Origin of the sequence: Salmonella sp. 32020114201800008SM (assembly GCF_017572025.1) — a bacterium.
In the GTDB taxonomy this organism is placed as follows: domain Bacteria; phylum Pseudomonadota; class Gammaproteobacteria; order Enterobacterales; family Enterobacteriaceae; genus Salmonella; species Salmonella enterica.
This window is the reverse complement of the sequence record NZ_JAGEQM010000001.1, coordinates 185,458-207,784: the sequence shown is the minus strand read 5'-3', so window position 1 is coordinate 207,784 and position 22,327 is coordinate 185,458. Positions and strand designations below refer to the sequence as shown.

Annotated in this window: 27 protein-coding genes, 2 tRNA genes and 1 pseudogene; 10 read left to right on the top strand and 20 right to left on the bottom strand. The window is 47.1% G+C overall.

Annotated elements, in window-relative coordinates; genetic code table 11:
• The 3 genes from yeaR to J4613_RS01055 all read right to left on the bottom strand — a co-directional run bounded on the left by yeaR (position 1) and on the right by J4613_RS01055 (position 1,918).
• Positions 1-363 (bottom strand): DUF1971 domain-containing protein YeaR, encoded by a 363-nt coding sequence (gene yeaR, locus J4613_RS01065; RefSeq protein ID WP_001248993.1) that lies wholly within the window; start codon positions 361-363, stop codon positions 1-3.
• 173 nt (positions 364-536) lie between these two features.
• On the bottom strand, positions 537-1,175 hold the full coding sequence (gene leuE, locus J4613_RS01060; protein WP_000457190.1) for a leucine efflux protein LeuE: 639 nt from the start codon (positions 1,173-1,175) through the stop codon (positions 537-539).
• Positions 1,176-1,372: 197 nt separating this feature from the next.
• Complete coding sequence (locus J4613_RS01055; RefSeq protein WP_053445336.1) at positions 1,373-1,918, bottom strand: chorismate mutase; 546 nt, start codon at positions 1,916-1,918, stop codon at positions 1,373-1,375.
• Between the two features lie 82 nt (positions 1,919-2,000).
• On the opposite strand from J4613_RS01055, the pseudogene J4613_RS22525 reads away from it, so the two are divergent.
• Both J4613_RS22525 and J4613_RS01050 read left to right on the top strand, forming a co-directional pair.
• Positions 2,001-2,155 (top strand): annotated as a pseudogene (locus tag J4613_RS22525) (hypothetical protein).
• A 78-nt stretch (positions 2,156-2,233) separates the two neighbouring features.
• On the top strand, positions 2,234-2,482 hold the full coding sequence (locus J4613_RS01050; RefSeq protein WP_000208086.1) for a biofilm/acid-resistance regulator YmgB/AriR: 249 nt from the start codon (positions 2,234-2,236) through the stop codon (positions 2,480-2,482).
• Positions 2,483-2,735: 253 nt separating this feature from the next.
• On the opposite strand, the gene J4613_RS01045 is transcribed toward J4613_RS01050, so the two are convergent.
• The 6 genes from J4613_RS01045 to J4613_RS01020 form a co-directional block, all read right to left on the bottom strand.
• Positions 2,736-3,584, bottom strand: a complete 849-nt coding sequence (locus J4613_RS01045) for a MerR family transcriptional regulator (protein ID WP_000190263.1) — start codon at positions 3,582-3,584, stop codon at positions 2,736-2,738.
• 68 nt (positions 3,585-3,652) lie between these two features.
• Complete coding sequence (locus J4613_RS01040) at positions 3,653-4,246, bottom strand: helix-turn-helix transcriptional regulator (RefSeq protein ID WP_072161649.1); 594 nt, start codon at positions 4,244-4,246, stop codon at positions 3,653-3,655.
• A 144-nt stretch (positions 4,247-4,390) separates the two neighbouring features.
• Positions 4,391-5,179 carry a cryptic aminoglycoside nucleotidyltransferase ANT(3'')/ANT(9) gene (aadA, locus tag J4613_RS01035; RefSeq protein ID WP_000175801.1) on the bottom strand — a complete coding sequence of 263 codons (789 nt, stop codon included), beginning with the start codon at positions 5,177-5,179 and terminating at the stop codon, positions 4,391-4,393.
• Positions 5,180-5,287: 108 nt separating this feature from the next.
• Positions 5,288-5,935, bottom strand: a complete 648-nt coding sequence (zinT, locus tag J4613_RS01030) for a metal-binding protein ZinT (RefSeq protein ID WP_001574476.1) — start codon at positions 5,933-5,935, stop codon at positions 5,288-5,290.
• Positions 5,936-6,046: 111 nt separating this feature from the next.
• Positions 6,047-6,123, bottom strand: a tRNA-Arg gene (locus tag J4613_RS01025).
• Between the two features lie 8 nt (positions 6,124-6,131).
• Entirely contained in the window at positions 6,132-6,458 is a 327-nt protein-coding gene (locus tag J4613_RS01020; protein ID WP_001183699.1) for a four-helix bundle copper-binding protein, read from the bottom strand.
• A 193-nt stretch (positions 6,459-6,651) separates the two neighbouring features.
• Here J4613_RS01020 and J4613_RS01015 point away from each other — a divergent pair, with 193 nt between their 5' ends.
• Complete coding sequence (locus J4613_RS01015; RefSeq protein ID WP_000456065.1) at positions 6,652-7,785, top strand: mechanosensitive ion channel family protein; 1,134 nt, start codon at positions 6,652-6,654, stop codon at positions 7,783-7,785.
• Positions 7,786-7,866: 81 nt separating this feature from the next.
• Here J4613_RS01015 and J4613_RS01010 read toward each other — a convergent pair whose 3' ends face one another.
• Genes J4613_RS01010 through J4613_RS00990 form a run of 5 tightly spaced genes read right to left on the bottom strand, consistent with a single transcriptional unit; the run spans position 7,867 to position 12,652 of the window.
• Positions 7,867-8,457: an ATP-binding cassette domain-containing protein gene (locus J4613_RS01010; RefSeq protein WP_001660244.1), complete on the bottom strand. Its 591-nt coding sequence runs from the start codon at positions 8,455-8,457 to the stop codon at positions 7,867-7,869.
• The gene (locus J4613_RS01005) at positions 8,451-9,248 is read right to left on the bottom strand and encodes an ATP-binding cassette domain-containing protein (protein WP_000950211.1); all 798 of its coding nucleotides are present in this window, start codon (positions 9,246-9,248) and stop codon (positions 8,451-8,453) included. The genes J4613_RS01010 and J4613_RS01005 overlap by 7 nt, the downstream gene beginning before the upstream one ends.
• Positions 9,242-10,054 (bottom strand): ABC transporter permease, encoded by an 813-nt coding sequence (locus J4613_RS01000; protein ID WP_000966636.1) that lies wholly within the window; start codon positions 10,052-10,054, stop codon positions 9,242-9,244. Before J4613_RS01000 ends, J4613_RS01005 begins: the two co-directional genes overlap by 7 nt.
• Positions 10,044-11,018 carry an ABC transporter permease gene (locus tag J4613_RS00995; protein ID WP_111742379.1) on the bottom strand — a complete coding sequence of 325 codons (975 nt, stop codon included), beginning with the start codon at positions 11,016-11,018 and terminating at the stop codon, positions 10,044-10,046. The genes J4613_RS01000 and J4613_RS00995 overlap by 11 nt, the downstream gene beginning before the upstream one ends.
• Positions 11,018-12,652 carry an ABC transporter substrate-binding protein gene (locus J4613_RS00990; RefSeq protein WP_080192074.1) on the bottom strand — a complete coding sequence of 545 codons (1,635 nt, stop codon included), beginning with the start codon at positions 12,650-12,652 and terminating at the stop codon, positions 11,018-11,020. Before J4613_RS00990 ends, J4613_RS00995 begins: the two co-directional genes overlap by 1 nt.
• Before the next feature lie 681 nt (positions 12,653-13,333).
• Here J4613_RS00990 and J4613_RS00985 point away from each other — a divergent pair.
• On the top strand, positions 13,334-13,648 hold the full coding sequence (locus tag J4613_RS00985; protein WP_000182479.1) for a TRL-like family protein: 315 nt from the start codon (positions 13,334-13,336) through the stop codon (positions 13,646-13,648).
• A gap of 148 nt (positions 13,649-13,796) precedes the next feature.
• Positions 13,797-14,327, top strand: coding sequence for a cytochrome b (locus J4613_RS00980; protein WP_000929980.1), 531 nt, complete (start codon positions 13,797-13,799; stop codon positions 14,325-14,327).
• Positions 14,328-14,408: 81 nt separating this feature from the next.
• Here J4613_RS00980 and J4613_RS00975 read toward each other — a convergent pair whose 3' ends face one another.
• The 4 genes from J4613_RS00975 to J4613_RS00960 form a co-directional block, all read right to left on the bottom strand.
• On the bottom strand, positions 14,409-15,452 hold the full coding sequence (locus tag J4613_RS00975; RefSeq protein WP_000761745.1) for an exo-alpha-sialidase: 1,044 nt from the start codon (positions 15,450-15,452) through the stop codon (positions 14,409-14,411).
• A 338-nt stretch (positions 15,453-15,790) separates the two neighbouring features.
• Positions 15,791-16,258: an Hsp20 family protein gene (locus J4613_RS00970; RefSeq protein WP_001218120.1), complete on the bottom strand. Its 468-nt coding sequence runs from the start codon at positions 16,256-16,258 to the stop codon at positions 15,791-15,793.
• A gap of 151 nt (positions 16,259-16,409) precedes the next feature.
• Positions 16,410-16,682, bottom strand: a complete 273-nt coding sequence (locus tag J4613_RS00965) for a hypothetical protein (RefSeq protein ID WP_000927827.1) — start codon at positions 16,680-16,682, stop codon at positions 16,410-16,412.
• 199 nt (positions 16,683-16,881) lie between these two features.
• A complete protein-coding gene (locus tag J4613_RS00960) occupies positions 16,882-17,007 on the bottom strand; it encodes a lipoprotein (protein WP_000758947.1) in 126 nt (41 codons plus the stop codon).
• Positions 17,008-17,384: 377 nt separating this feature from the next.
• Here J4613_RS00960 and J4613_RS00955 point away from each other — a divergent pair, with 377 nt between their 5' ends.
• A complete protein-coding gene (locus J4613_RS00955; protein WP_000977725.1) occupies positions 17,385-17,729 on the top strand; it encodes a c-type lysozyme inhibitor in 345 nt (114 codons plus the stop codon).
• A 754-nt stretch (positions 17,730-18,483) separates the two neighbouring features.
• On the opposite strand, the gene J4613_RS00950 is transcribed toward J4613_RS00955, so the two are convergent.
• Together J4613_RS00950 and pagC are read right to left on the bottom strand one after the other, a co-directional pair.
• Positions 18,484-18,560 (bottom strand) — tRNA-Arg (locus tag J4613_RS00950).
• A 390-nt stretch (positions 18,561-18,950) separates the two neighbouring features.
• Positions 18,951-19,508 (bottom strand): virulence membrane protein PagC, encoded by a 558-nt coding sequence (gene pagC / locus J4613_RS00945; protein ID WP_000789471.1) that lies wholly within the window; start codon positions 19,506-19,508, stop codon positions 18,951-18,953.
• A gap of 811 nt (positions 19,509-20,319) precedes the next feature.
• Here pagC and pagD point away from each other — a divergent pair.
• The 4 genes from pagD to msgA all read left to right on the top strand — a co-directional run bounded on the left by pagD (position 20,320) and on the right by msgA (position 22,293).
• On the top strand, positions 20,320-20,583 hold the full coding sequence (gene pagD, locus J4613_RS00940) for a virulence protein PagD (protein WP_001535993.1): 264 nt from the start codon (positions 20,320-20,322) through the stop codon (positions 20,581-20,583).
• Between the two features lie 131 nt (positions 20,584-20,714).
• Positions 20,715-20,927 (top strand): cold shock-like protein CspF, encoded by a 213-nt coding sequence (gene cspF, locus J4613_RS00935; protein ID WP_080192073.1) that lies wholly within the window; start codon positions 20,715-20,717, stop codon positions 20,925-20,927.
• Positions 20,928-21,341: 414 nt separating this feature from the next.
• A complete protein-coding gene (locus J4613_RS00930; RefSeq protein WP_001520581.1) occupies positions 21,342-21,863 on the top strand; it encodes an RICIN domain-containing protein in 522 nt (173 codons plus the stop codon).
• A 190-nt stretch (positions 21,864-22,053) separates the two neighbouring features.
• A complete protein-coding gene (msgA, locus tag J4613_RS00925) occupies positions 22,054-22,293 on the top strand; it encodes a virulence protein MsgA (RefSeq protein ID WP_000497451.1) in 240 nt (79 codons plus the stop codon).
• Positions 22,294-22,327: the final 34 nt, after the last annotated feature.

Genomic DNA, 22,327 nt, shown 5'->3' with positions numbered 1-22,327 from the left:
TTATTCTCTCCCGGCATGAATGACTTTTCGTGAGGTCGCCCCTTCCATCAGTACTTCCGGCGCGACAAAAAAGTCGATGTTAAAATAGGTATCATCCGTCATGACCTCAATATTGTGCCACTTTTCCGGAGGAAACACGCCAAACTCGCCGGCATTGATCACCATGATCTCTTCCGGCTCAGAGCAATGTTCATCAGCGTATCCGAGATATTTGACCGCCCCCTGCATCACCGAGAGGCGAGGATAAACGCCGGGTCGCGTTCCCTTATCAAGGTGGCGTTCGAAAATTCCGGCAGGCGCCGTCTCTTTGTTCCAGAAGGGCGTGGAACGTGTATGGATATGATTTTGTGGAATTTGCCGCATTTGCTTCCCTCTTCACGCAGGTTACTCAACGATAATCTCATCGCTGTCGTAAAAAGGTTACGCTCCAAAAACAGCATTTTAAATACCATTTATTGGTTACTATTTTGCTGTTTTCCACGCGATAAAACCGAAAGGAGAGCAATGACCCGCCGTTGTCGACGGGTCCGGGAGGGTTAAGACTGGAGCGTTGCCAGGCGAGCGGCAAACCCGACGAAAAGAAGGCCAATCAAAGAATTGCCCACTTTTGCCAGTTTCTTTTTGGTACCAATATAGTGGGTTACAAAAGCGCCAGAAAGAATTAAAAAGCTCAGATAGCAAAAACTGACGATTTCAAGGGTGGTGGCCAAAATAAAAAATGACACCCCAGTATGCGGCGCAGTAACGTCAATAAATTGCACAAAAAAGGAAACATAAAAAAGTATGGCTTTAGGATTCGTCAGGCTAAGAATTAAAGCACGCTTAAAAATAGCGCCAAAAGGAACTACCGTTTCCGTCGCCGCACGCCCTTTTGAGGTCAGAGTGGCGTAAAGGATTTTTGCGCCAAGGTAGAGCAGATAAAACGCGCCGAGATAGCGAACAATGTTAAACAGAACCGGCGTTGTTTTGATCAGCGTCGCCACGCCCGCATACGCCAGAAACATTAATATCGCATCGCCGATAAACACGCCGCATGCGGCAAGATATCCTCCTTTAACCCCGCGTCCCACGCTGTTTTTAAGCACAAAAAGCGTATTCGGCCCCGGTACCAGAACGATAAAAATCGCCCCAACCAGGTACGTCCAATAATTCAGAACACCATACTCCGCGAACACATTAACCTCTTCCTGAAAACATTTACGCTTAGCTGCGAAACAGTATGCTAACGAATGCACCGGAAGATGGGAAGCGAAACCACGTCTCTCCAGGCCGCTATTCCGCCACGCTTATATCCACATCACCCAAAAACGTTCTTGTATCGCGCCCCCCGCAGGCAATCACCAGGTATTGGCCCACGTTTCCTCATGGGGAATTAACGCGCGCGTCGTACCAAAGATAGGGCTGCCAACACATCACTGATATCGCTCTCATTCAGATTCGGCGCATTAAACTTCGCTCTCAGCCACACAATATCCTCGTGGCTGAAAGCGCCGACCATCAAGCGCTGGCTGATGATGATCAACATTTGATTATCAAGTTGTCGAATACGTTGCCGGGTGACCGACAAGGTTTGTATCGGAAAGGAGGGTCCTGGGCCGGTTCGCCACTGCGCTAAATAGCGGTACTGTATCGCTTTACTGGCATCCATTAGCGAACGAATAAAAGGGATTATCGAATGCGGGTCCAGACCGTTATTTTTCGCTTCTTCTTCAGCCTCGGCAAAAACATTTTTTTCACGCGTGAAATCCTCTATCGGCAGATGGTGCTTCATTTTATAAGCAGCCACATCTTTCATTAATAACATGCGTTCATTGAGCGCGGTTAAGAGCGCGCCAAGCGATACCGACGTTACCGAATCGGCAAAAGTGGTGCTGCACATCAATAAAGAACAAAGAAAAATGGCGATATGACGAATCATTAATCAACCTCCTTTTACGGAGGCTTGACAGTAATTTACCTTTATTAAGATAACATTAAGTAATTATTACAGATGGGTATTAATGCTTATTCGTTTAAACTGGAGTGATAGAAAGAACAGGCCGTTGATTCTGCGGAATCTTCACCTTCATTTAAAGTGTATAAAATATACAACAAATCACACAAATGTGATGCATATCACGTTTTTATGATTTTTTATTACAGTTTTATGATATAGGTCTAACTTTAATAGGTCACTAATTTCTCTCCCCCGCTCAGGGAGATCGGCTTCAATTTACATCGAATATGGTGAAATATGACTACCATTACACTAGTCAACGAACAAAATAGTACTGGCAATCCTTTTTCTGCACATATGTTATGTGAACAGCGAGCTATTCAGGAAATTACTTACGAACTATTGCAATCGCAGCAGCATGTCTCAAATAAGGATATCATCGCCAAACTTATTGAAAAACTGGAAACAGAAAAAGACGTAGTGCAGCTTGATATTTACCGTAATGCCTTAGAAGCCGTTTTGTTTCAGACACCTGACGACATCTAATATATACCCAAAATAATTCGAGTTGCTTAAAGGCGGCAAGGGAGTGAGTCCCCAGGAGCATAGATAACTATGTGACTGGGGTGAACGACAAATCTGCCGGGAGCAGATTTGAACGTCGCTTGCGACGGCCCGTCAGGGCGAGGCCTATGGATGGGCCGAGTAATCCGTAGCCAACACATAAGCAACTTGAAGTATGAAGGGTATAAACAAGGGAGGGGTTACTCCTCCCCTGTTCGTTAATAATGCAGATGCCTCAACGTGCGGTGCCTGATTTTTCGTAGCCGTTTGCATGGATTTGCGGTGCAACATGCTGCATGCTTTCGGGCATCTCATGCTGCCGGTATACGGCTGGCAGTAATGTTAAGCCTGAGCCATTTTTCACATGAAGACTAAATTTACCCGATTCTTTTAAAGCCTGAATAAGATTTTCCTGCGCGGGAGTTAATGTCTCATCATGCCACAAAACAATATGCTCGAAAGACGTTGATAAAAGATCGGGCATCGGCGCCTGCCAGGGGATGACTTCAACTCGCATACCTTCACTACAATATTTAATCGTTTCCAGCCATAGCTCAATGGGGTCGTTCAGCGAAAACGCAGCAATAAGCATTGTGCCTGCTGGCGCCTTTCGTACGCTACTTAGCTGGAACGTGGCGTATTCAATAATCGCAGTATCCAGTAATGCCTTTTCAAATCGGCGTGCATCATCATCGCCTGCGGACAACCACAGCCGTAAAGGACGCAGTATTGACTCAATGACGATACACGGCGGAATTTCCCGACCATAACGCCAGAGTAATTTTCGCAATTTGGCGGGTTCGAATTTTCTACACTGCGCTAAAATCTCTTCCTGGTAGAATAACCATCCCGAGCGGCAATGCGTTTCTTCACCATAGAGGGCAGGTTTAATCTCTTTTAATGAAAAGCCTTTGCTTAACGCGTCGATAATATGCTGTATTCTGATAGCATCTTCTATGCAATAAAAGCGATTGCCAGCTTCATCTTTGGTAGGTTGAAGCAGGCCATAGCGTTCCCAGGACCTGATATTTGCTGTTGTGACACCACACTGCGCCGCCATTGCGCTAATACTAAAAGTAGCCATGCCTGTCTGGCCTCATGATGATGTAAGAAAGCATAGTGAACCTAAACGCCATCAGAAGCAAATCATTATTAAGCAATGACCTTACTATTTACACGGGAAATTACATTATCAACATTATTTATTGTAAGCCAGTGCGTAAAGGCTTTAGAAACGGACAGTATTTGATAATCCAGAACTGTTCTACAACCTAATTTAGTCAGAACATGGTAGCGTACTGAGTAAATAGTTTTTAAATGTACATTCAGCTCACAGCTTATTTGTCGGATATCCATTCCTTTAACAAGCATCGCCAAAACATTTCTTTCATTCGCCGTTAATCTGACTTTCTCTGACCTGGGAAAAAATTGACCAGCAGCGGCCAAAATCAGTAATTCGCGCCACTCAGCAATAGTGGCATCGACCTTTATTCGATATATAGCATGATGTTCATCAATAAAGTTATATTCATTATGGGTAACAATTCCAATGAGTACCGTTTTAAATGTGGAAGTAATATACTGCTGTACGGTGTAGTAATCGTCGATATCAAAAATAATATAATTTACGTTGCCAGCTATTATTGCGACGTCCTTAAATAAGGACTCCAGACCATAATTAAGAAACAGGTTTTCGCTCAATAGTCTTGTATCTGTCTTTAAAACAGATGATGCGGAACCAGTCATATCCACCTCAACAAAACGAGAGCCATGTGGGAATATCCATTCGATGGCCCGCATAAGATCATCTGCTTACTTCAGCGATGAGAACCTATTAAGTAGTAGTTGAGGAACGCCGTTTGCGCAACCTGACAGACGTCCTGGGGCATCTTATGTGAACTGCGTGGGGATGTGCGCTTTGGCAAAATCCACAAAGCGTACGACCGCAGGCAGCAAAATATGCCAGTCCTGCTGCTCCAGACCTAAATATTCACGCTGCGCCGCACGCAACGTAGCAGCATAATCTTCTGGCAACTGAGGTAACAGCCAGTCAGCCGCCGCATCCTTAGAGGTAAATCTCCCGGTAGAAAGGGTGTACCAGATACGCGCCAGGGTTAAAACGATATGATACTCATCTCCCTGCACATCTGCCGTGGATTGCCAAAGGTCGAGGGGATAACGCAAGGCCTTCAGCAACTGCGCCACAGGGGCTGGCGTGAACAGCCGTTCCGCGCGTTCGCCCTTTAGCGGTATACTGGTTTCCAGAATTTGGGTTATCAGTAACACAATGTCCCAGTCCTGCTGCGCTGGTTCATAAATCCCCTGACAAATGTCCTCTCTTAGCCACTCGCCAAATTGCATTTCCCTGGAAGGTGGAAAACACCAGGGAACCAGCTGCGAATAAAGCACGACAGTGACCTCCAGAGCGCGTTTTTCTGCCGACGCCCCCGGCGGCGATGAAAGCGCCAGCAATTCCTGCATCAGCGTTGCGCGTTGGGCCTCCGTCAGCGGCTGGCATATTGTCACCAGTAGATCAATGTCGCTGTTTGGCTTCAGACCGCCCGCGACAGCGGAACCATATAAATGAATAGCACGCAACGTATCGCCTGTGACACGAGTAATCAGGCGACATGCCGCTTCCGTTTGGCATTGAATCGAGGGCGGTATGGACAGCGTCATCATCGCTCCGGGGGCGCAGGTATTTTTTATATTGGTTGCCAGAAATATGGCATAACGGCAGAAAAAAAGCTCACTATTCATAGCGAGCTTTTAACATTGCAATCAGACTTAATGATGTAGCATTTCGTCAACGACCTCATTCGCCTTTAACTGATAAGGATAATAGGTAGGCCAGTTTTCCATCTCTTGCAACAATGCCTGCTGCGAGGTATTTCCCATAAAGATATGGAAGTGCGCCGATTTGCGCGGGGCAATGATATGATCGCTAAACTGAACATATTTAGGCGCTTTGCTATTCGCATCTTTACATTCGAACAGGTAGCGCACCCCTTTTTTACCCGATGCGTAAGTCAGAATTTTATAGCCGGCATAATTGTATTTACAGGATGCAACGTTATTGTCGCGATGGAATTCTATAACGCCATTTTCAATGCCGATCGTCTCAACATTCGTCACGTATCCTTTGCGATAATACGCTTTAATATCCTCAAACGTTTTCTCCGGGTCTTTCTTCGCCTTTTGCCTGAAGACAGGGTCCAGCTCGCCGCTGACCAGATAAGGATAGACGGATTGCCACATACCATCCCAGTCGGTGAGCGCGCGATCGCGTACATTAGCGTCATCAAACACGCCCGCTGCCGCTTTTTGCTCAACCTCCGTCATCGGCGCGCCATGAGCATGATGACCATGCGCGAAGGCAGGACTATTCACCAACAGCATTCCCAGAAGCATTGTCAGTTTTTTTAAATGAATCACCAAAACGTTACCCTCATCTTTCTTAGAAAGATGATTGTTATATTATAACATTGCATTTATTTCAACAGAAACTCAGCGGCCACCGCGCAGGTGGCCTTTTTTGATATCAACTGGTCCGCCATCGAGGAATTGAACCCCGAACCTTAGAGGTAGAAGCTCTATGCTCTATCCGGTTGAGCTAATGGCGGAAGAAAAATTACGCGGCCATTTTAAGGCAGGCGTCTGCGCATTGGCTGCATGCCCGCGCGCAATTCTGGCAATGGTCGTGATCGTGCCTTGCACACTCTTCGGCGCAGGCTTTGCAGATATCCGCGCACAGCCGGCATAATTTTTGTGAGTACTCGCTTTCCAATGCCATAAATTGCGCCGCCAGGCGACAAATGGCCGCACATTGCATATCTAACTGGATGCAGTGCTTCATCATTTCGACGTTATCTTCACGCAGACAAGAAGAGGCGCAGATATCACACGCCGCCGCGCATTCATAACACTGCTCAATACACTCACGATGTTCTTGTTGCATAAATGACTCCTTATTTTATTAAGAGGAGTAGATAAGTCTGCACAGAAACGCCGGGATAGCCAAACGGCTACCCCTCTTTTTCATACTTTTTGAACAAAAGTGCTGAATAAAACAGCAATAGTAAAGCCGGAAATCGGCCTCCGTGATGTGACGTCTATACTGTAATGTTCATCTGCTTTTCATCGGAGGTAAAATGGAGTATTTAGCACGACTAAATATCGTTGCGATGCTGATGTCAACGACGTTCTGGATCAATCTGGCGGTCGTTTTTTTCGTCACCCTCATTACTTACTGGCTCATCAACTGGCTACTTAATGTGGTCTATAAAGCGCTACAACGCCCGGATAAAAAGGATGATGCTCATGGGCGGCTGCGGCCTATTGTTTTCGAGATGCTGAAAAAGACCAGTAAGATGCTCATCTTTTTTGCCGCATTTCTCTTTAGCCTGCGCTTTGTCGCCCTGCCCGACCGGTTATTCTCTACCCTCTCTCACGCCTGGTTTTTAGTGGTTGCGATTCAAATGGCGATTTGGCTTGATCAGGGCGTACAGTCATGGATGCGTCATTTACTGTATGCCCCAGGCTCCAATAAAAACCCGGTGACGTTAGTCATTCTTGGTATGATTTTGCGCGTGCTCGTCTGGTCTATGATGTTGCTCTCCATCCTGGCGAACGTCGGCGTGGATATTACCGCACTGGTAGCCAGCCTCGGCGTGGGCGGTATTGCTATTGCCCTGGCGGTACAAACCGTTCTGAGCGATGTCTTCGCTTCGCTGTCGATTGGTTTCGATAAGCCCTTCGAGATCGGCGATTTCGTCGTCTTTAATGATGTAGCCGGTACGATTGAACATATCGGTTTGAAAACCACTCGCATCCGTAGCCTCAGCGGCGAACAGATCGTTTGTGCGAACGCGCAGTTGTTGCAGCAAACCATACACAACTATAAGCGAATGCAAACGCGTCGTATCGTGTTTACTTTTGGCGTCGCCACTGCGACACCGCCGGAAAAGTTACGCCTCATCGGCGATATGGTGAAAAAGATTATTACCGATGTCGGCGAAACACAATTCGACCGCGCCCATCTACTGGCCTTTGGTCAGGATCGGCTGACCTATGAGGTGGTGCATATCGTCAATACCGCGGATTACAATAAATACATGGATATTCAGCAAGAGATAAATATCCGTATTATTGAAAAACTCATTGAGAATGATATCGAACTGGCGCTGCCAAGTCTGGTCGTCAGAGCTCCTGTACAGGTTGAAGAGACCAGGGACTACAGTAATACCGCTGATGCAAAAAACGCAGATAAACGCGTCATGCAATAAAATCTCTGCCGACAATAACGGGAACCCATGGGTTCCCGGTGCGTTAACGGCGACACGGCAATGCGGAGAAACGACTTGCGGCTATTCCACCTGTAAATGGCGGGTACAGACTTGATCAAGTAGCGCAGACTGATGACTAATCACCAACATCCCTAATGAACGGCTGCGGCACACCTCAAGCACGTATCCCCATATCGCTTTTTGAATAGACGGATCGAGTTGCGCCGTCATTTCGTCGGCAATCAGAAAACGCGTTCGTGGGTCAAGCGCGCGCAGTATCGCAATACGCGCCAACTCCCCGCCTGAGAGCTGCATTGGCCGACGCGTCAGCCACTCGGGCTGCACATGCAAACGCCTCATCGTTTCCAGGTCAGGCTGCCTGGCATCACGCACAGCGTCTCCGGCGCTTCGCCAGGGATTAAACGTCAGTTCAGGATGCTGGGGAACAAGCTGTACCGGACAATACTGATGCAGGGGTAACGGGCTGCCGTCCAGCAGAACGTCGCCCGCCGTCGGCTTTTGCCATCCGGCCAGGACGCGCCCCAACGTTGTTTTCCCCGTTCCGCTTGGCGCATGAATTCCTACCCGTTCACCGGCAGAAATCGTAAACGTCAGGTTCTGCCATAAGACTTTCCCGCCCTGACGAATAACGAGGTCGCGGCAGCTTAGCATTCTATTCCCTCTCCGGTCGGCATAAATAACGGGTTTAGTTCAGGCAATGCTTGCCATTGCCGTTTTAACGGTTCACTCATCTTTTCCGGCTGTAACTGCTCGCAGCGGATATTGTCCGTGATATAACCCTGATGCAGCGCCACAATGCGATCGGCATACCGCGCCGCCAGCAGCAGGTCATGAGTCACCCACAGCACGCCGCATCCCCGCCCGCAGAGACCTCGCAAGTGCTCAAGCAACTGGTTTGCCAGTGCGGTATCAAGCCAGGCGGTGATCTCATCCGCGAAAATATAACGTGCCTGGCTGAGCGAGGCGTGGCACGCCAGAATTCGTTTAGCCATCCCGCCAGAGAGCTGGCGGGGAAAGCGTTCCAGGACTGTCGGTTCAAGATCGCTTTGCTGTAATAGCTGTACCATCTGCGTCTCATCCCAGGCGCGTCCGGTCAGATGACATGCTCTGTTCAAATGTTTTCTGATATTCAGCATGGGATTAAGCGCCTGTACCCCCTGCGGCACGTAGCTAAACGTATTGCCCCTAAGCTGCCTGATGGTATGTCTGTCCAGCCGGTTGCCATCAAGCGTAATCTCCCCCCGAAAGCGTAAGTTTTCCGGCAGCAGATCGAGCAGGCATTGCAGCAGCAGACTTTTTCCCTCCCCGCTGCCGCCAACCAATGCCACCATTTCGCCGGGTGCGATATCAAAAGAGACATTCTGTAATAACGGCGACCAGCGTCTCGTGCCATACCAGCGATAACGCGCGCTTTCCAGCGTAACCTGTTGTAAACTTAGCATACGTCACTCCTTAGCCACAGCCGCTGAATGGCGCGCGCAAACTGATCGAAGAGCATCACCAGCGTGAATAACATTAGGCCGGGAAACAGCACCAGCCACCAGTTACCATGGCTAATAAACCGTAACGCATCTGCCAGCAACAGCCCCAGCGAAGGCTCATGCGGCGCCAGCCCAAACCCCAGAAAACTTAACGCCGCGCTGTGCAATACCGCATGAGGAAACATCAATAACGTTCCCGTCAACCATTGCGGCAATAGCGCCGGAAAATAGTGATATCGCCAGCAATAAAGGTGTCCATGCCCCAGACGATAGGTCAATGTCAGGTAGTCACTCTGCGCTACCCGCTCCGCGTCGGCGCGCAGAATCAGCGCCAGACGGGGCCAGTGCGTTAACGCCACGGCCGCAATGACGCCGCTTTTACCGCCGCCGAGCGTAAAACAGATAAGGATCAGCAAAAGTAAATGCGGCATGGCGAGCATAGCATCGGTTATCAGCCGCATCAGGAGGTCCAGCCGGGGATGAATGCGCGCCGCTGCCGCCATCACTAGCGCGATAACGCCGCTGCACAGCGCGGCGCCAACGCCAATTTGTAAACTGGTGAAGGCCCCCTGAAAGCAACGAAGCCATACATCACGCCCCAGATTATCGGTGCCAAACCAGTGCTGGATATCAGGCGACAGATGCCGGGCAAGTAGATTAACCTCTGGCGGCTGGCTCAACGTGGCATAACCGTATCCGGCAATAAACAGCAGACAGGTAACGGAGAGGATCAGACGAAACAACGTCGGGGCAGGATTATAGAGCATCGGGACGCTCCAGCGATCGATTAAGCACCACCACAAGCCAGACTGAAATCGTATTTCCGGCAAACACTAATAGCGTACAGAATAAAACGATCCCCATGAGCAGCGGAACATCGCCACGCAGGCCGGCATCGATAGTGGCCTGTCCCAGCCCCGGATACGCAAAGACTTTTTCTGCCAGTAACGCCCCCCCCATCAGTTCGCCCAGAGAAGCAAACTGTAAGCAGAGCGCTGGGGTAATCGCATGACGTAACACCTGGTGACATAACAGCGACCATCCTTTATCCCCCTGAGCACGCGCAAAACGAATAAATTCGCTCTTCATTACGCTGGCTATTTTTTCTCGCGTATGCAGCGCAATTTGCCCCATGCCCAACAGACTTAACGCACATACCGGCAACACAAGATGGCGTAAACGTTCCGATAAAAGAGCTGTTCCTGCATTATTTCCGGGGTCCCAGGCGCAACAAACAGGTAATACCGGCCAGCGGACGGCAAACAGCGCCAGCAACAGCATTGCTATCCAGAAAGTGGGCAACGATGACAATAAGTAGCTGATACGGCAAATCATCTTATCCGGCCAACGGTGGAGAAAACGTCCGGCCAGAAAACCCAATGTTACGCCCAGCACACCAGACAATAGCCAGGCGCCTGCCAGCAGCGCGAATGACGTCGCAAAACGTTCCCGGATCACGCTGGCGACAGGCATGTTGAACAGCATGGAATACCCCATGTCGCCCTGGAGCAGACGCCAAAACCAGTGACCGAAACGCTCCCACAGCGGCTGGTCAAGCCCCCAGCGCGCCGCAATCCGCGCATATTGTTCTGGCGGAACATGGAGCAGATCGTTGCCAATATAAGCACGGATAGGATCAACGGGCGAAAAGCTAAGCAAAATGAAGGTGCCGACAGCCACCAGCACCAACAGAATAATCAGCCGCAAAAAATGACTGAAGAACAATTTCATCACCGACAGGTCCAGGTCCAGTCATCAAGATTGTTTAACACCGACCAGCTACCGTGGATTTCTGGCGCGCCTTTTCCCAGATCAATACAGGGGTTGGCCAGATAGGTATGCTGAATATTAAGCAGCCATGCCCATGCCGCATCGCCCTGGACGCCCGCGCCCTGCTTTCCATCCCACTCAACCTGCTGCCAGAAAGGAATCGCCTTTTGCCAGTCAGGCGCATCTATAGCCTGTTTCAGATGTGCTTCTACCGCAGGGTTGCTGTAATAGCCCGGGTTATAATATTCCACACCAGCGGCTTTCCCGCTGTAGTGATGGAAGAGTTCCATCGGGTCCAGACTTCCCCAGCCAAACAGCGTAGGGTTAGCGTGCATATGGCGCTCTACGGTTTCCCAGCTTCCCGATTGCAACGAGACGACAATGCCTAAAGGCTGCAACATGGCGCGCACCGCCTCGGCCAGATCCCGCCGGGTGCTGTCGCCACTGGCATACCATAAGGTCAGACGCGCTTCTTTACCTGCTTTTTCACGCACGCCCGCACGGTTTATCTTCCAGCCAGCCTCTTCCAGGATGGCGCGCGCTTTTGCAATATCGCCATCGCTGAATACCACTGAAGGATTTTGCCACGGCAATCCCTGCACCGCGCTATAGGCGGGTATCGCATGGCCTTCCATCACCTGTTCCGCCAGTTGCTTACGATTAATGGCATAGTTAATTGCGCGTCTGATAGCGACATCAGCGGTCACATCGTTGCCGACAGGATAACCGTTAGTATCCTTTTTACCGGCTGGCACCATCGGGAAGACAATGCCCCGGTTTTCAACACTATCGCGTACCCAGAGTTTAAGATTATCCTGCTGCGGGGCCACCGCCATAGAAGGGGCAATGCGCACCAATCCCAACTGTCCGCTGCGCGCGGCGGCATAAGCATTATCTTCATCCAGAAAGACAAAAACCAGCCGGTTAAAGTCATTCTTTTTACCCGCATACCAGGGATTAGCTTCAACGATCAGTTGCTGACCCGGCTGAAAGCTGACCAGTCGGTACGGACCGGCGCCTATCGGTTCGCGGGCGAACGTTTTTTCATCATAACGGCTGGCCGGAACAATCCCTAACGACCCGAGTACATTCACAAAGGTGCTCTGCGGATGGCTCAGCGTCATCTCAATTCGGCGTGCGTCCAGCGCTCGCGCATGGCTAAAATTGCCCATGTCAATTTTACCGCCGCTCTTCGCCGCTTTATTGTATGTAAAAACGACATCTTCGGCAGTTAATGGCGAGCCATCGGAGAATTTCAGCCCGGGCTTTAAGGTTAGCGTCCAGATTTTACCGTCGGGGCTGGTATCCACTTTTTCCGTCAGTAAATTACCCCAACTCATGTCGGCGTTTTGCTTAAGCAACGGCGCATGAAGCAATAAGTAGCTGCCGTGGCTCCAGCCCAGCATAGGATCAAAGCCTTCCGTTGGCTCAGGGCCAATGGCCAGCTTCAGGGTACGACCGTCTGCCGTGTCCGACGCGGCGAAAAGCGACGAAGTGAATACCAGAGTCAGCGCGCACGTCACGAGCGCCAGTTTGCCTTTAATCATCAATTTGTCCCAGATTATGCGTTGTTTTTGTTTCTCCCGGCGCAGCATAAACGTCGGGAGACCTCCTGAGGACGGCATTATGGCGAGCATTTGTAATGAAAAAATTGACGCAGAACAGAAAGTATGACGATCTTTTAAAAACATCATACGCACAGACGTCGGGAGCGCCAACGTGGGCTAAAGGCCGCTTTTGACGGGGATAAAACGCAAGGGAAATGACGCCAGGAATACCGGGTTAATTAACGCCATCTTATTCTCTTATTTCCTTTCTATTCTGTATTACGTCTTCCCATCCGACGCTGTTCATTTTCTCAACGTTATTAGTCAGTACTGAAACGTAAGAAGGTATCGTAATTAGCGCTTCCTGGCTTTAAACCTAAACCAATATTAAACGAACCGGGCGTTAATGAAACTTACCAGCAGAACGCCAGTCATATGGCAACCCGATGAAATGACATGCTATGGAGTCCAACCGAAAAATGTTAACGCCGCCAGGGCTCGTGATGATTTTTTTAGCCGTACTGTTCTCATTGCTGACAGGATGCGCAAGTTATAAAAACACGGCATGGGGAATATATCCGGCTTCAACGGATATTTGTCCATCAGGTACGACATCAACAGGAGGGTGCAAAGAGTAATATCGCATATTTAATATACACCACTTTTTAAATGACTGTCCGGACATTTTCGGACGGTAAGTTTTCTATTAATTTATAATGGACTAATCCCATGACAAATAAAAAACACATTTTTTCAATTATCTTTATTGGTTCTCTTTTAACGGGGTGTGCTACAGGACCATCACCGACAGGGATTGGCTTATATACGGATGTTAAAGGGCCAATTACTGCCACGAGTCTCCCGGCAACCAAAACCGGTAAAGCGTGTGCGCAAACGGTATTGGGTATTGTAAATACCGGCGACGCATCTATTGATTCAGCGAAAAAAGCGGGCGATATTTCTTTAGTGTCGAGTGTTGATTATGAAACTACAGGCTCATATCCGTTTTATGGTAAAACCTGTGTTGTCGTAAGAGGACAATAACAACAGTAAGCCGGCGATGCCGCCGGCTTTTTATCCCATTTTACGTGCCGCTATCTCTGTCTGTTCCTTGCGACTCAGCCCCCGCTTTAAGGTTCTGTTAAGATTTTACGCATACCCTACAAGCAGTTGTTAATAAAGGATAATAATAATGGCACATTTCTCAAGACTGCAAATAACGCTTCACTGGTTAACACTGCTCCTGACAGGCATCGCATATGCTGCTATTGAGTTACGGGGGTGGGCGCCAAAAGGCTCCAGCGTTTACCTGTTTATGAAAGACACGCACTATGATATGGGCGTTCTGGTCTGGGCGCTGATGTTTTTACGGTTATATCTTAAACACAAATACCCGGATCCGGTCATTACGCCTCCCCCTCCTCACTGGCAGCACGTAGCCGCTAAATTAATGCATATCGCGCTTTATCTCACTTTTCTCGCCTTACCGCTGCTGGGCGTCGCGATGATGGCATCAGGCGGGAAAAGCTGGAGCTTTTTTGGTTTTACTGTACCGGTATTTTTGACGCCAGATAGCGCCCTAAAATCGGATATAAAGCGTATTCATGAAATGCTGGCCAATATCGGCTATTTCCTGATTGCTATGCATGCAGCAGCGGCGTTGTTTCACCATTACATACAAAAAGACGATACATTTTCAAGGATGTTACCCGGTAAATCATGACTATTCGGCCATCCCGGCGTGAGAGAGCACGCCGGGCAAGGCATTATTATTCCAGCGCTATCGGTTTCGACTGATAGCGCCTTACACCGTTTGTAATCGACAATATACGATATTTTTCCGGTTCCACGTGTAGGTGATATGTACGACGCCGCCCTCGCTAATAATAGCAGGATAAGAATACTCACCACGGTCACTTTCCAGGTCCAGTAGCGGTAGCCATGATTCGCCATTATCCTGGGAAGTAATCAGTGAAAGCGGATAGCGCTTTCCCCAGTTGCCGTTGACCGGATTTAACGCAAGAATCAGCGTACCGTCCTGCATACTAACCAGATCGATACCACTATTATTATTCGGTAAAGATGTCGCGCGGGCAACAGACCAGGTAGCGCCATAGTCGATTGAATCACTGCGAAAAATTGCCCCGCGTGTGCTTCGTAACAACATATGGATATGCCCCGGAGAAGACTCCCACAGCGTAGGCTGAATAACGCCATCCCAGCGCAGGAGGTTTTCCAGACAACATTCCCACAACATCCCCTTTTTTACACCATCCCACAACGCTACGTTTGTCCCGGAAATAGCGTTATCAGGCTCCAGCGGAACAAAAGAGATATTCCAGTGTTTTCCTTCGTCAGAGGATCGATCCACAAATGCCCTCCACCGTTCAGGACTTTCAATCGACCCTGGCGCAATCCAGGCGCCATTTGATGCCAGCAGGAGTTTATTTTTTACGGGACCGCGCGGCAAAATATCATCGTTAACCAACGGAGCTGGCGTACTCCAGGTAAATCCTCGATCGCTGGAGGTGATAAACCAGGTTTTCCACACGTGTACGTCGCTGCCTACTTTATAAAATAACCACAATTTATCCGACGGGTAAAATAACACCGGATTCCAGTGCGCTTCCCCCTCGCGTGCCGCCACTCGCTGCGGTGTTGTCCAGATATTATGTTCATAGCGAGATAGCCAGATGGCTGTATCTTCGCTTCCTTCGCGCAACCCCGCGAACCATGCGGCCACGAGCGTACCGCACGGTAGGCGAACAAGCGTAGAGGCATGACACTGGAAGGACTCGGTTCCGCTTTCCGGTAAAATGACCTGTCGATTGACGAGCGCTAATTTCATACCTGCCTCTATTAAATAAGGTAAAAAGCATCAGCTTTTTTACGTATGAAAGTAGTGTTAGCAGAAATAGCATCAACGCGGTGAAAACGATCAACCGCTATACGAATTTATGTTCAGGTATCGCGCCCATAACAGGCAGAATGTCGAGAGTGGACAAAAATTGGACTGACCTCGCGGATAATTCCAACTTACCGCCGTCCAATGGCGACGAGGTCAGTGGCACGGGATAATATAGAGGTCAGGGCTATAATATTTAGCGATCTGTGCCTACAAGCATGACGGGATACTTTTCGCTACAGACAATGAAGGCCCGTCTAAACGGGCCTCCATTAATGCTTTTATGATTTATGTTCAATCGCCTTTGGTTTGCTTTCTATGGCAATTTTTTTCGGTTTCTCGCTTTCAGGGATCTCCTGGTAAATCTCGACCAACAAGAGGCCCTGTTCCAGTTTCGCATTATTCACCTTAGCATGTTCAGGCAAAGAAAAACTCAACTGGAAATCCGCCTTACGAATACCACGATAAATCCAGTGCGTCTGATCCTCTACCGTCTCTTCAGTGTGTTTACCCGTAATATTCAGGTTGCCGCCAACCGTTTCAATTTCAAGCTCTTCCTCTTTCCAGCCAGGAACGCTCACGGTAAGCAGATAGTTATTCGCATCGCGCTTTTGCAGATCGTAAGCTGGCGTCGCAGTGACTGGCGTATCTCCTGTTAATTGACTGAAAAGTCTATCAATACGGTTGAAACGGTCAGAGAAAAGAGAATCAGCAAACACGGGAAGTGCTGACAAGGTTCTGAGTGCCATCATTAACCTCCTGAATCACTATTCAAAAGTTCAACATCAAGGCAAGCATTGCTTGTCCACTGACTACATAGGGACGGGAAAAACATTTTCAAGTCTATAAAAGCCTTTTTTTAGTCACGAATTTAAGTGGTTAACGAAAGTCTCATCCCGTTCATTGCCATTTCCGCTGTCCCTTCATCTTTACAATTTTTCTCCACCAGTACAATTGATAATGATTATCAATTGCATTAATGTATACAGGTTGGTTATGGCAGTGACCAACGCCCTTCTCCATTATCAAACCCAGCGCCGCCTTCGGGCGGCCTTTTGGGAGGAAATATGGTCGCCAAAAATAAAATTCACGGTCGTCGTATTCGTCAGTCTCTGCAACAGTTACATCATCGTTGTCTTTTTCAGCAACTGGCGGTAAGCCCACCAGGAGCAAAATATGTTTCAGTCACCGCTGAAACAAAAAACTGGCTTATTCATCTTGTGACTTCAGAGGGTCGCTAGCACGCGGTAGTGACTGTCCATGTTGTCGCTAAAATTTTAATGAAATGACATTTATACACCTACAATTTGCGCCCGGCTGCTCCGGGCGCCATACCTGAAGATATGACACCCGTTGCCAACTGACAGGAGTTTTAGTTATCGTCTCCGGCGTAGAAAACTTCGATATCTTTATTAAACCATTTATCAATGTTGTGCCACATCAGACAACCGGTCAGAAAACTTGCGATCAATATCCCTCCTATAAGCCACTTTTTCACATATACTCCTGAATAACCCCTGTTGATGCCATTATCTGATCGATAATAAAAAGACCATCATTTGAAGAAATAGTTTCACTGACAGATACCGTATGAAACGAGACAGTGAACAGTACCGTTTTCTTCGGTTTTTATGCCATAGTATTGAGCAGTGGTGACAATCATTTTCCATCGCGCCATAATGATTTGCAGCCTATAGTTTATGATTTTAAGATTTGTCTACTCATCACATATGTCAGTGATGGATAAATTATAATACGCTTTTCTGGCGCACTTTTCGTCAGTAAACAGGAATACTACAGCATTCATCGTATTGATGCCGCTTTATCTCCCGCTCTTCAGGGAATTAACGACAATTTTATGCACAAAGGATACTAATGATGAAACGTAAATTGATCCCATTTACCCTCTTTCTCGCTGCGCTTAGCGCCAGTACCACCTCTATAGCAGCTTCGCAGGAGATTTCTAAATCTATATACACCTGTAATGATAACCAGGTTATGGAGGTGATTTACGTCAACACCGAGGCTGGAAACGCCTATGCGATTATCAGTCAGGTAAACGAGATGATCCCGATGCGGTTAATGAAAATGGCCTCCGGAGCAAATTACGAAGCCATAGACAAAAATTATACTTATAAACTTTATACCAAAGGCAAAACGGCTGAACTGGTGGAAGGTGATGATAAACCTGTTCTCAGTAACTGTTCCTTAGCTAACTAACCTTAAGAAATGCCTGAAGGCTCATCAGGCATTTCCACTTCAACCTTCCTGTAACGTAACGTTAAAGAATATGTGAATCACTACCGTAGTATAATGGCTAATTAGTAACCACTTTTAAGCATGGTTAATCCTATTTTTAAAGAAAAGTTCGAACTGTCTGAATTGTCGTTGTTGAGCGTTTAAATGTTTTGCTTTATTAAGTGACCCAGGTAGAATTCGCAGCGGCTGGTAACCATTCATATTCGCACTATTGAACGATCACCGGCCAACCGCGCCAGGGTCTTGCATACGCTCTGGCGCGGTTAAATCCCCAGGCCATAAACGAAATCACTGGTTTCTGCTATTGATCATATCTTTCAAGTTAACCTGCATTATGCTTGCCCACCTGATGTAAAAAGACACCGCTCTGAACCATAGGGTGTGAATTTTATTTTATAAAAAATTGCGGTGCCGGGTGCCTCCCGGTGAACCATACCACAGTCAATATGGTTCGCGAGGAACATTAACTATTTGACTGGACGCCCCGCCGCAAAGGGGGATTCACCGCATAAGAAAAATCTACAACTCACAAGTAATAAAAGACAATAACATTTTTGTGCATTTTTTATAAATGACTATCTTGTCACGTAATAAATGAAATTATTCTGTAACAGGATTGCAAGACAATACTTATTCAAAACTGAAGTGGTCAGTGGGAGTCGAACCCACATCATCAGCCTGACACTGAGGTAATAACATTATACGATAACCACATTGGACCGCCACCGAGGCCTCGAACCTCGCACCATCAACTTAGGAGGTTGATGCTCTATCCAGCTGAGCTAGTGGCGGCTGGGGACTTCTGCCAGGCGCAAAAAAGGTGCTCTCCTGGATAAAATACATACCTTGCTACTTTTCAGTAGTCGTTCAACGGCAGGTACAATATGCGAAGGCGGTCACAAAATCTTGATGACATTGTGATTAATTCCAGGAAAATTTTTCAGAGTGAATCTTGTGAGATCTGGCGTTATTTACACCAGATTTTCCTTCCTGCTTATCACCTACCTGAGCAACCTTGATTGCTTACCACAACCCCTTATCTGTGCTTATGCTGGTGAGATGTTATGTACAGCGTCACTATGACGAAGAGAGAAAAGACAGGCAGGTACGTGTTACTGGTAAAGAAGCCCTGTTTTGTGAATGGCGGTGCGGAAGGCGAACCTTCCGCATAGCTTATGCTTTTCAGAAACGGTATCCAACCCCGACGTTGAAGCCGTTTATTTTTGTAGAGGAGATGTTGCTTCCTTCATACCCAACATCGACGACGATATTCTCCAGCGGATTCATCTGTACACCCGCGCCCCAGGCAAATCCCGTTTTCCTTGAGGAAATTTTGTTAGAAAAAGAATCGCCATCCTGAGTGGAATGTTCTTTAAATGTCGCCTTTACCGTGCCGACACCCGCCAGCGCGTATAACGAAAAATTGTCAGACAATCGATAGGCTGGCCCAACCATTAAAGAACCGTACTTCACCTCAAACTTGTCATGGTAATGAATACCTTCAGGCTCAACAGACCCGGAAGCCTGTCTGTCTCCATATAAGTAACTTAGCGAGGAAATAAAACTTACCGGAGAGTCATCCTCATAACGGTATTTCACATTTACCCCTCGGATATTTTTGAAATCCTGAACTTTACTTTGTGCATACCCCACGGAAAAGGCGTTAGTATCGGCCTGTGCAACATTTACAACCAAAACGCTTGTAGTAATAACTAAAGTGGATAAAATAATATTTTTCATAACAACTCCTTAATACTACTTATTATTTACGGTGTGTTTAAACACCTGCAGTACCGATCCGGCATTCAGTTATCGCCACTATGCCGAATCGACAAAACCACGAATAATTCACCGCTATCGCTCCTGATGTGTTTACTTCCTGAAAGATATTTTTACTACCGAAGCACTCTATCGCTCATTTAGGTAACCGGTTCTACAATGTCATCTAACTTTTATAGATTTGAATGCTAATTTTTCTCACGCATATATATTTAACAGAAACCATAAAGTGTTTAGCCACTATAGAACAACAAACCCACCATGCAACATTTTGATATTTAAAGAGAAAATCTCACAACCACATTAAGAAACCTGACACCGATCGGCTAAAAACATGTCATTAAGCAAACTCGCCATATAACCAGAACATATCGCATTGTGCTTCACAGTCCTCACGTGACGCTCCAGCCGCAATACGGTTATATGCCATCGCAGGCGCTGTAATCATATTCACGATGATGCTTAGCACGCTTTATTCCCGCTCCGATTTAATCTTTTAATATATCTATCAGTTACAACATTTCTTGTTATATTATAAGAATAGAATCAACACCACAATTCCAACATAAATATCACCTGTGTTTAGAGAGAATTTACATTCCAAAAAAATAATAACTAACGCAAATATTGAACACGCGATAAAAAAGTCTATTTCGCTATAAAACCCATTATTATTAAGAGTGGTTAACTCTTCGTTGAATAAAAAATGTCAATGACGTTCCATAATTCAGGAGATGAACTTCACAAGTCATTATATATAACAGGAGGTGCTATGAAACATCATGCTTTTATGCTTTGGTCATTACTTATTTTTTCATTCCATGTTTTGGCCAGTTCAGGCCATTGTTCTGGTTTACAACAGGCATCATGGGATATTTTTATCTACGATTTTGGTAGTAAAACCCCGCAACCACCTACAAATACTGATAAAAAGCAAGCCAGGCAGATTAGTTCACCGTCCTGCCCGACGACAAAACCCATGATGTCCGCACCAGTCAATGACGCCAGGAAAGGGAATACTTTCTCCAGAACATAATGTTATTTATCTACAATGGTGCCGAACGACTACTTTTAGCCATCCGGAAATCTTGATTGCCATCAAATATAGCTGGCATTATTTTTCCTGACGTGTATAGTGCGCCTCGTTATCCCCATTAAGGAATTTGTTTGTCTCGTAAAATGACAGGAATTGTCAAAACCTTTGATTGTAAGAGCGGTAAAGTTCTCATCACCCCCTCCGATGGACGCAAAGATGTTCAGGTCCACATTTCAGCATGTCGCCAACACGAAACAGAAGCGCTTATCCCCGGTATACGCGTTGAGTTTTGTCGTATTAATGGCCTCCGCGGACCTACCGCCGCCAACGTTTATCTTTCATAATTCGTCACCCGGCATTTTTTCAGAAAAATTTAGCGAGTACGTCTACCTCCGCAGCCTGCTATGAGGCTTTGCCTGAAAGGCTGCAGAATGTTTTCAGTGGCGAAAATCTAAAAGATTTATTTTGCTAATGACTCCTGTGACCTCTTTTATCATATATCGGGTGCCCCCCCTTCTCACTTTGTTTAACGTGAAGAAATGTACAGCCGTTTTTCACTGTGATAGCATCTAATATTGCAAAAGTATTTAACGCTATATACCCATCGTCACAGGAGTGGCTGGCTGCGCGCATTTAACCGAAGTATTTATGTGATTCTATCGGAATTATCTCTATTGCCGCTCAATGCTACGTCATATTCAGTGGGTATAAATCGCCAATATAGTTGTAACGCTATTTATTTTTAGGGTAATAATTGAATGACTTTGCTTTCAGGAAAAACCACACTGGTTCTCTGCCTCTCCTCTATTTTATGTGGATGTACGACGAACGGCTTACCCACACCTTATAGTATTAATTTGTCGTTCCCGGTCATTACACAAAACCAGATTAATTCCGGTGGTTATTACATAAATGACGCGGAACAAATTCGGACAACTGATGGTCTGTGCCTTGATGCAGGCCCAGATCAACAGAATCGTTTGACGCTGCGGGAGTGTAAGCATGTGCAATCTCAGCTTTTCTCATTTCACCGAGACAGAATCACGCAGGGTGAGAAATGTCTGGATGCCGCAGGACAAGGTACAAAAGAAGGCACACCAATCATTCTTTATTCATGCACGGGTAATGATAACCAGCGCTGGCTCACTGATGATAACAAAATTAAGGGGAAACAGAGCCGAAAATGCCTGGGCACAAATAGCATTATTGTCAGAAAAGGCGACCCTGTTGTGTTGGCCGATTGCGATTTTAGTCGCGCCCTGGAATTTACCATCAGGTAGCAGGACACCGCTGTGAAGAGAGAGCCGCTAACCTCATGACACGCTAACAGGTTAGCGACCTTTACTTCCATATACGGTCAATTTCATTTACGTCCGCAACGTCAGGATGACAAAACGGCGGCTAAACCTTGACACGGGTTGTATACCCAGATTAAATACTGGTCATCCAACCAGTAAAAAGGAAATGGCGATGTTCGTCGAACTCGTTTATGACAAGCGAAATGTTGAAGGTCTGCCAGGCGCACGCGAAATCATCCTCAATGAACTCACAAAACGCGTACATCAACTTTTTCCCGATGCGCAAGTGAAAGTTAAGCCAATGCAGGCGAACGCATTAAACAGTGACTGTACAAAAACCGAGAAAGAACGGCTGCACCGTATGCTGGAAGAGATGTTTGAAGAGGCTGATATGTGGCTGGTCGCCGAATAACGTCCCCTCCTGCGAAAGCGACATGTCCGATCGA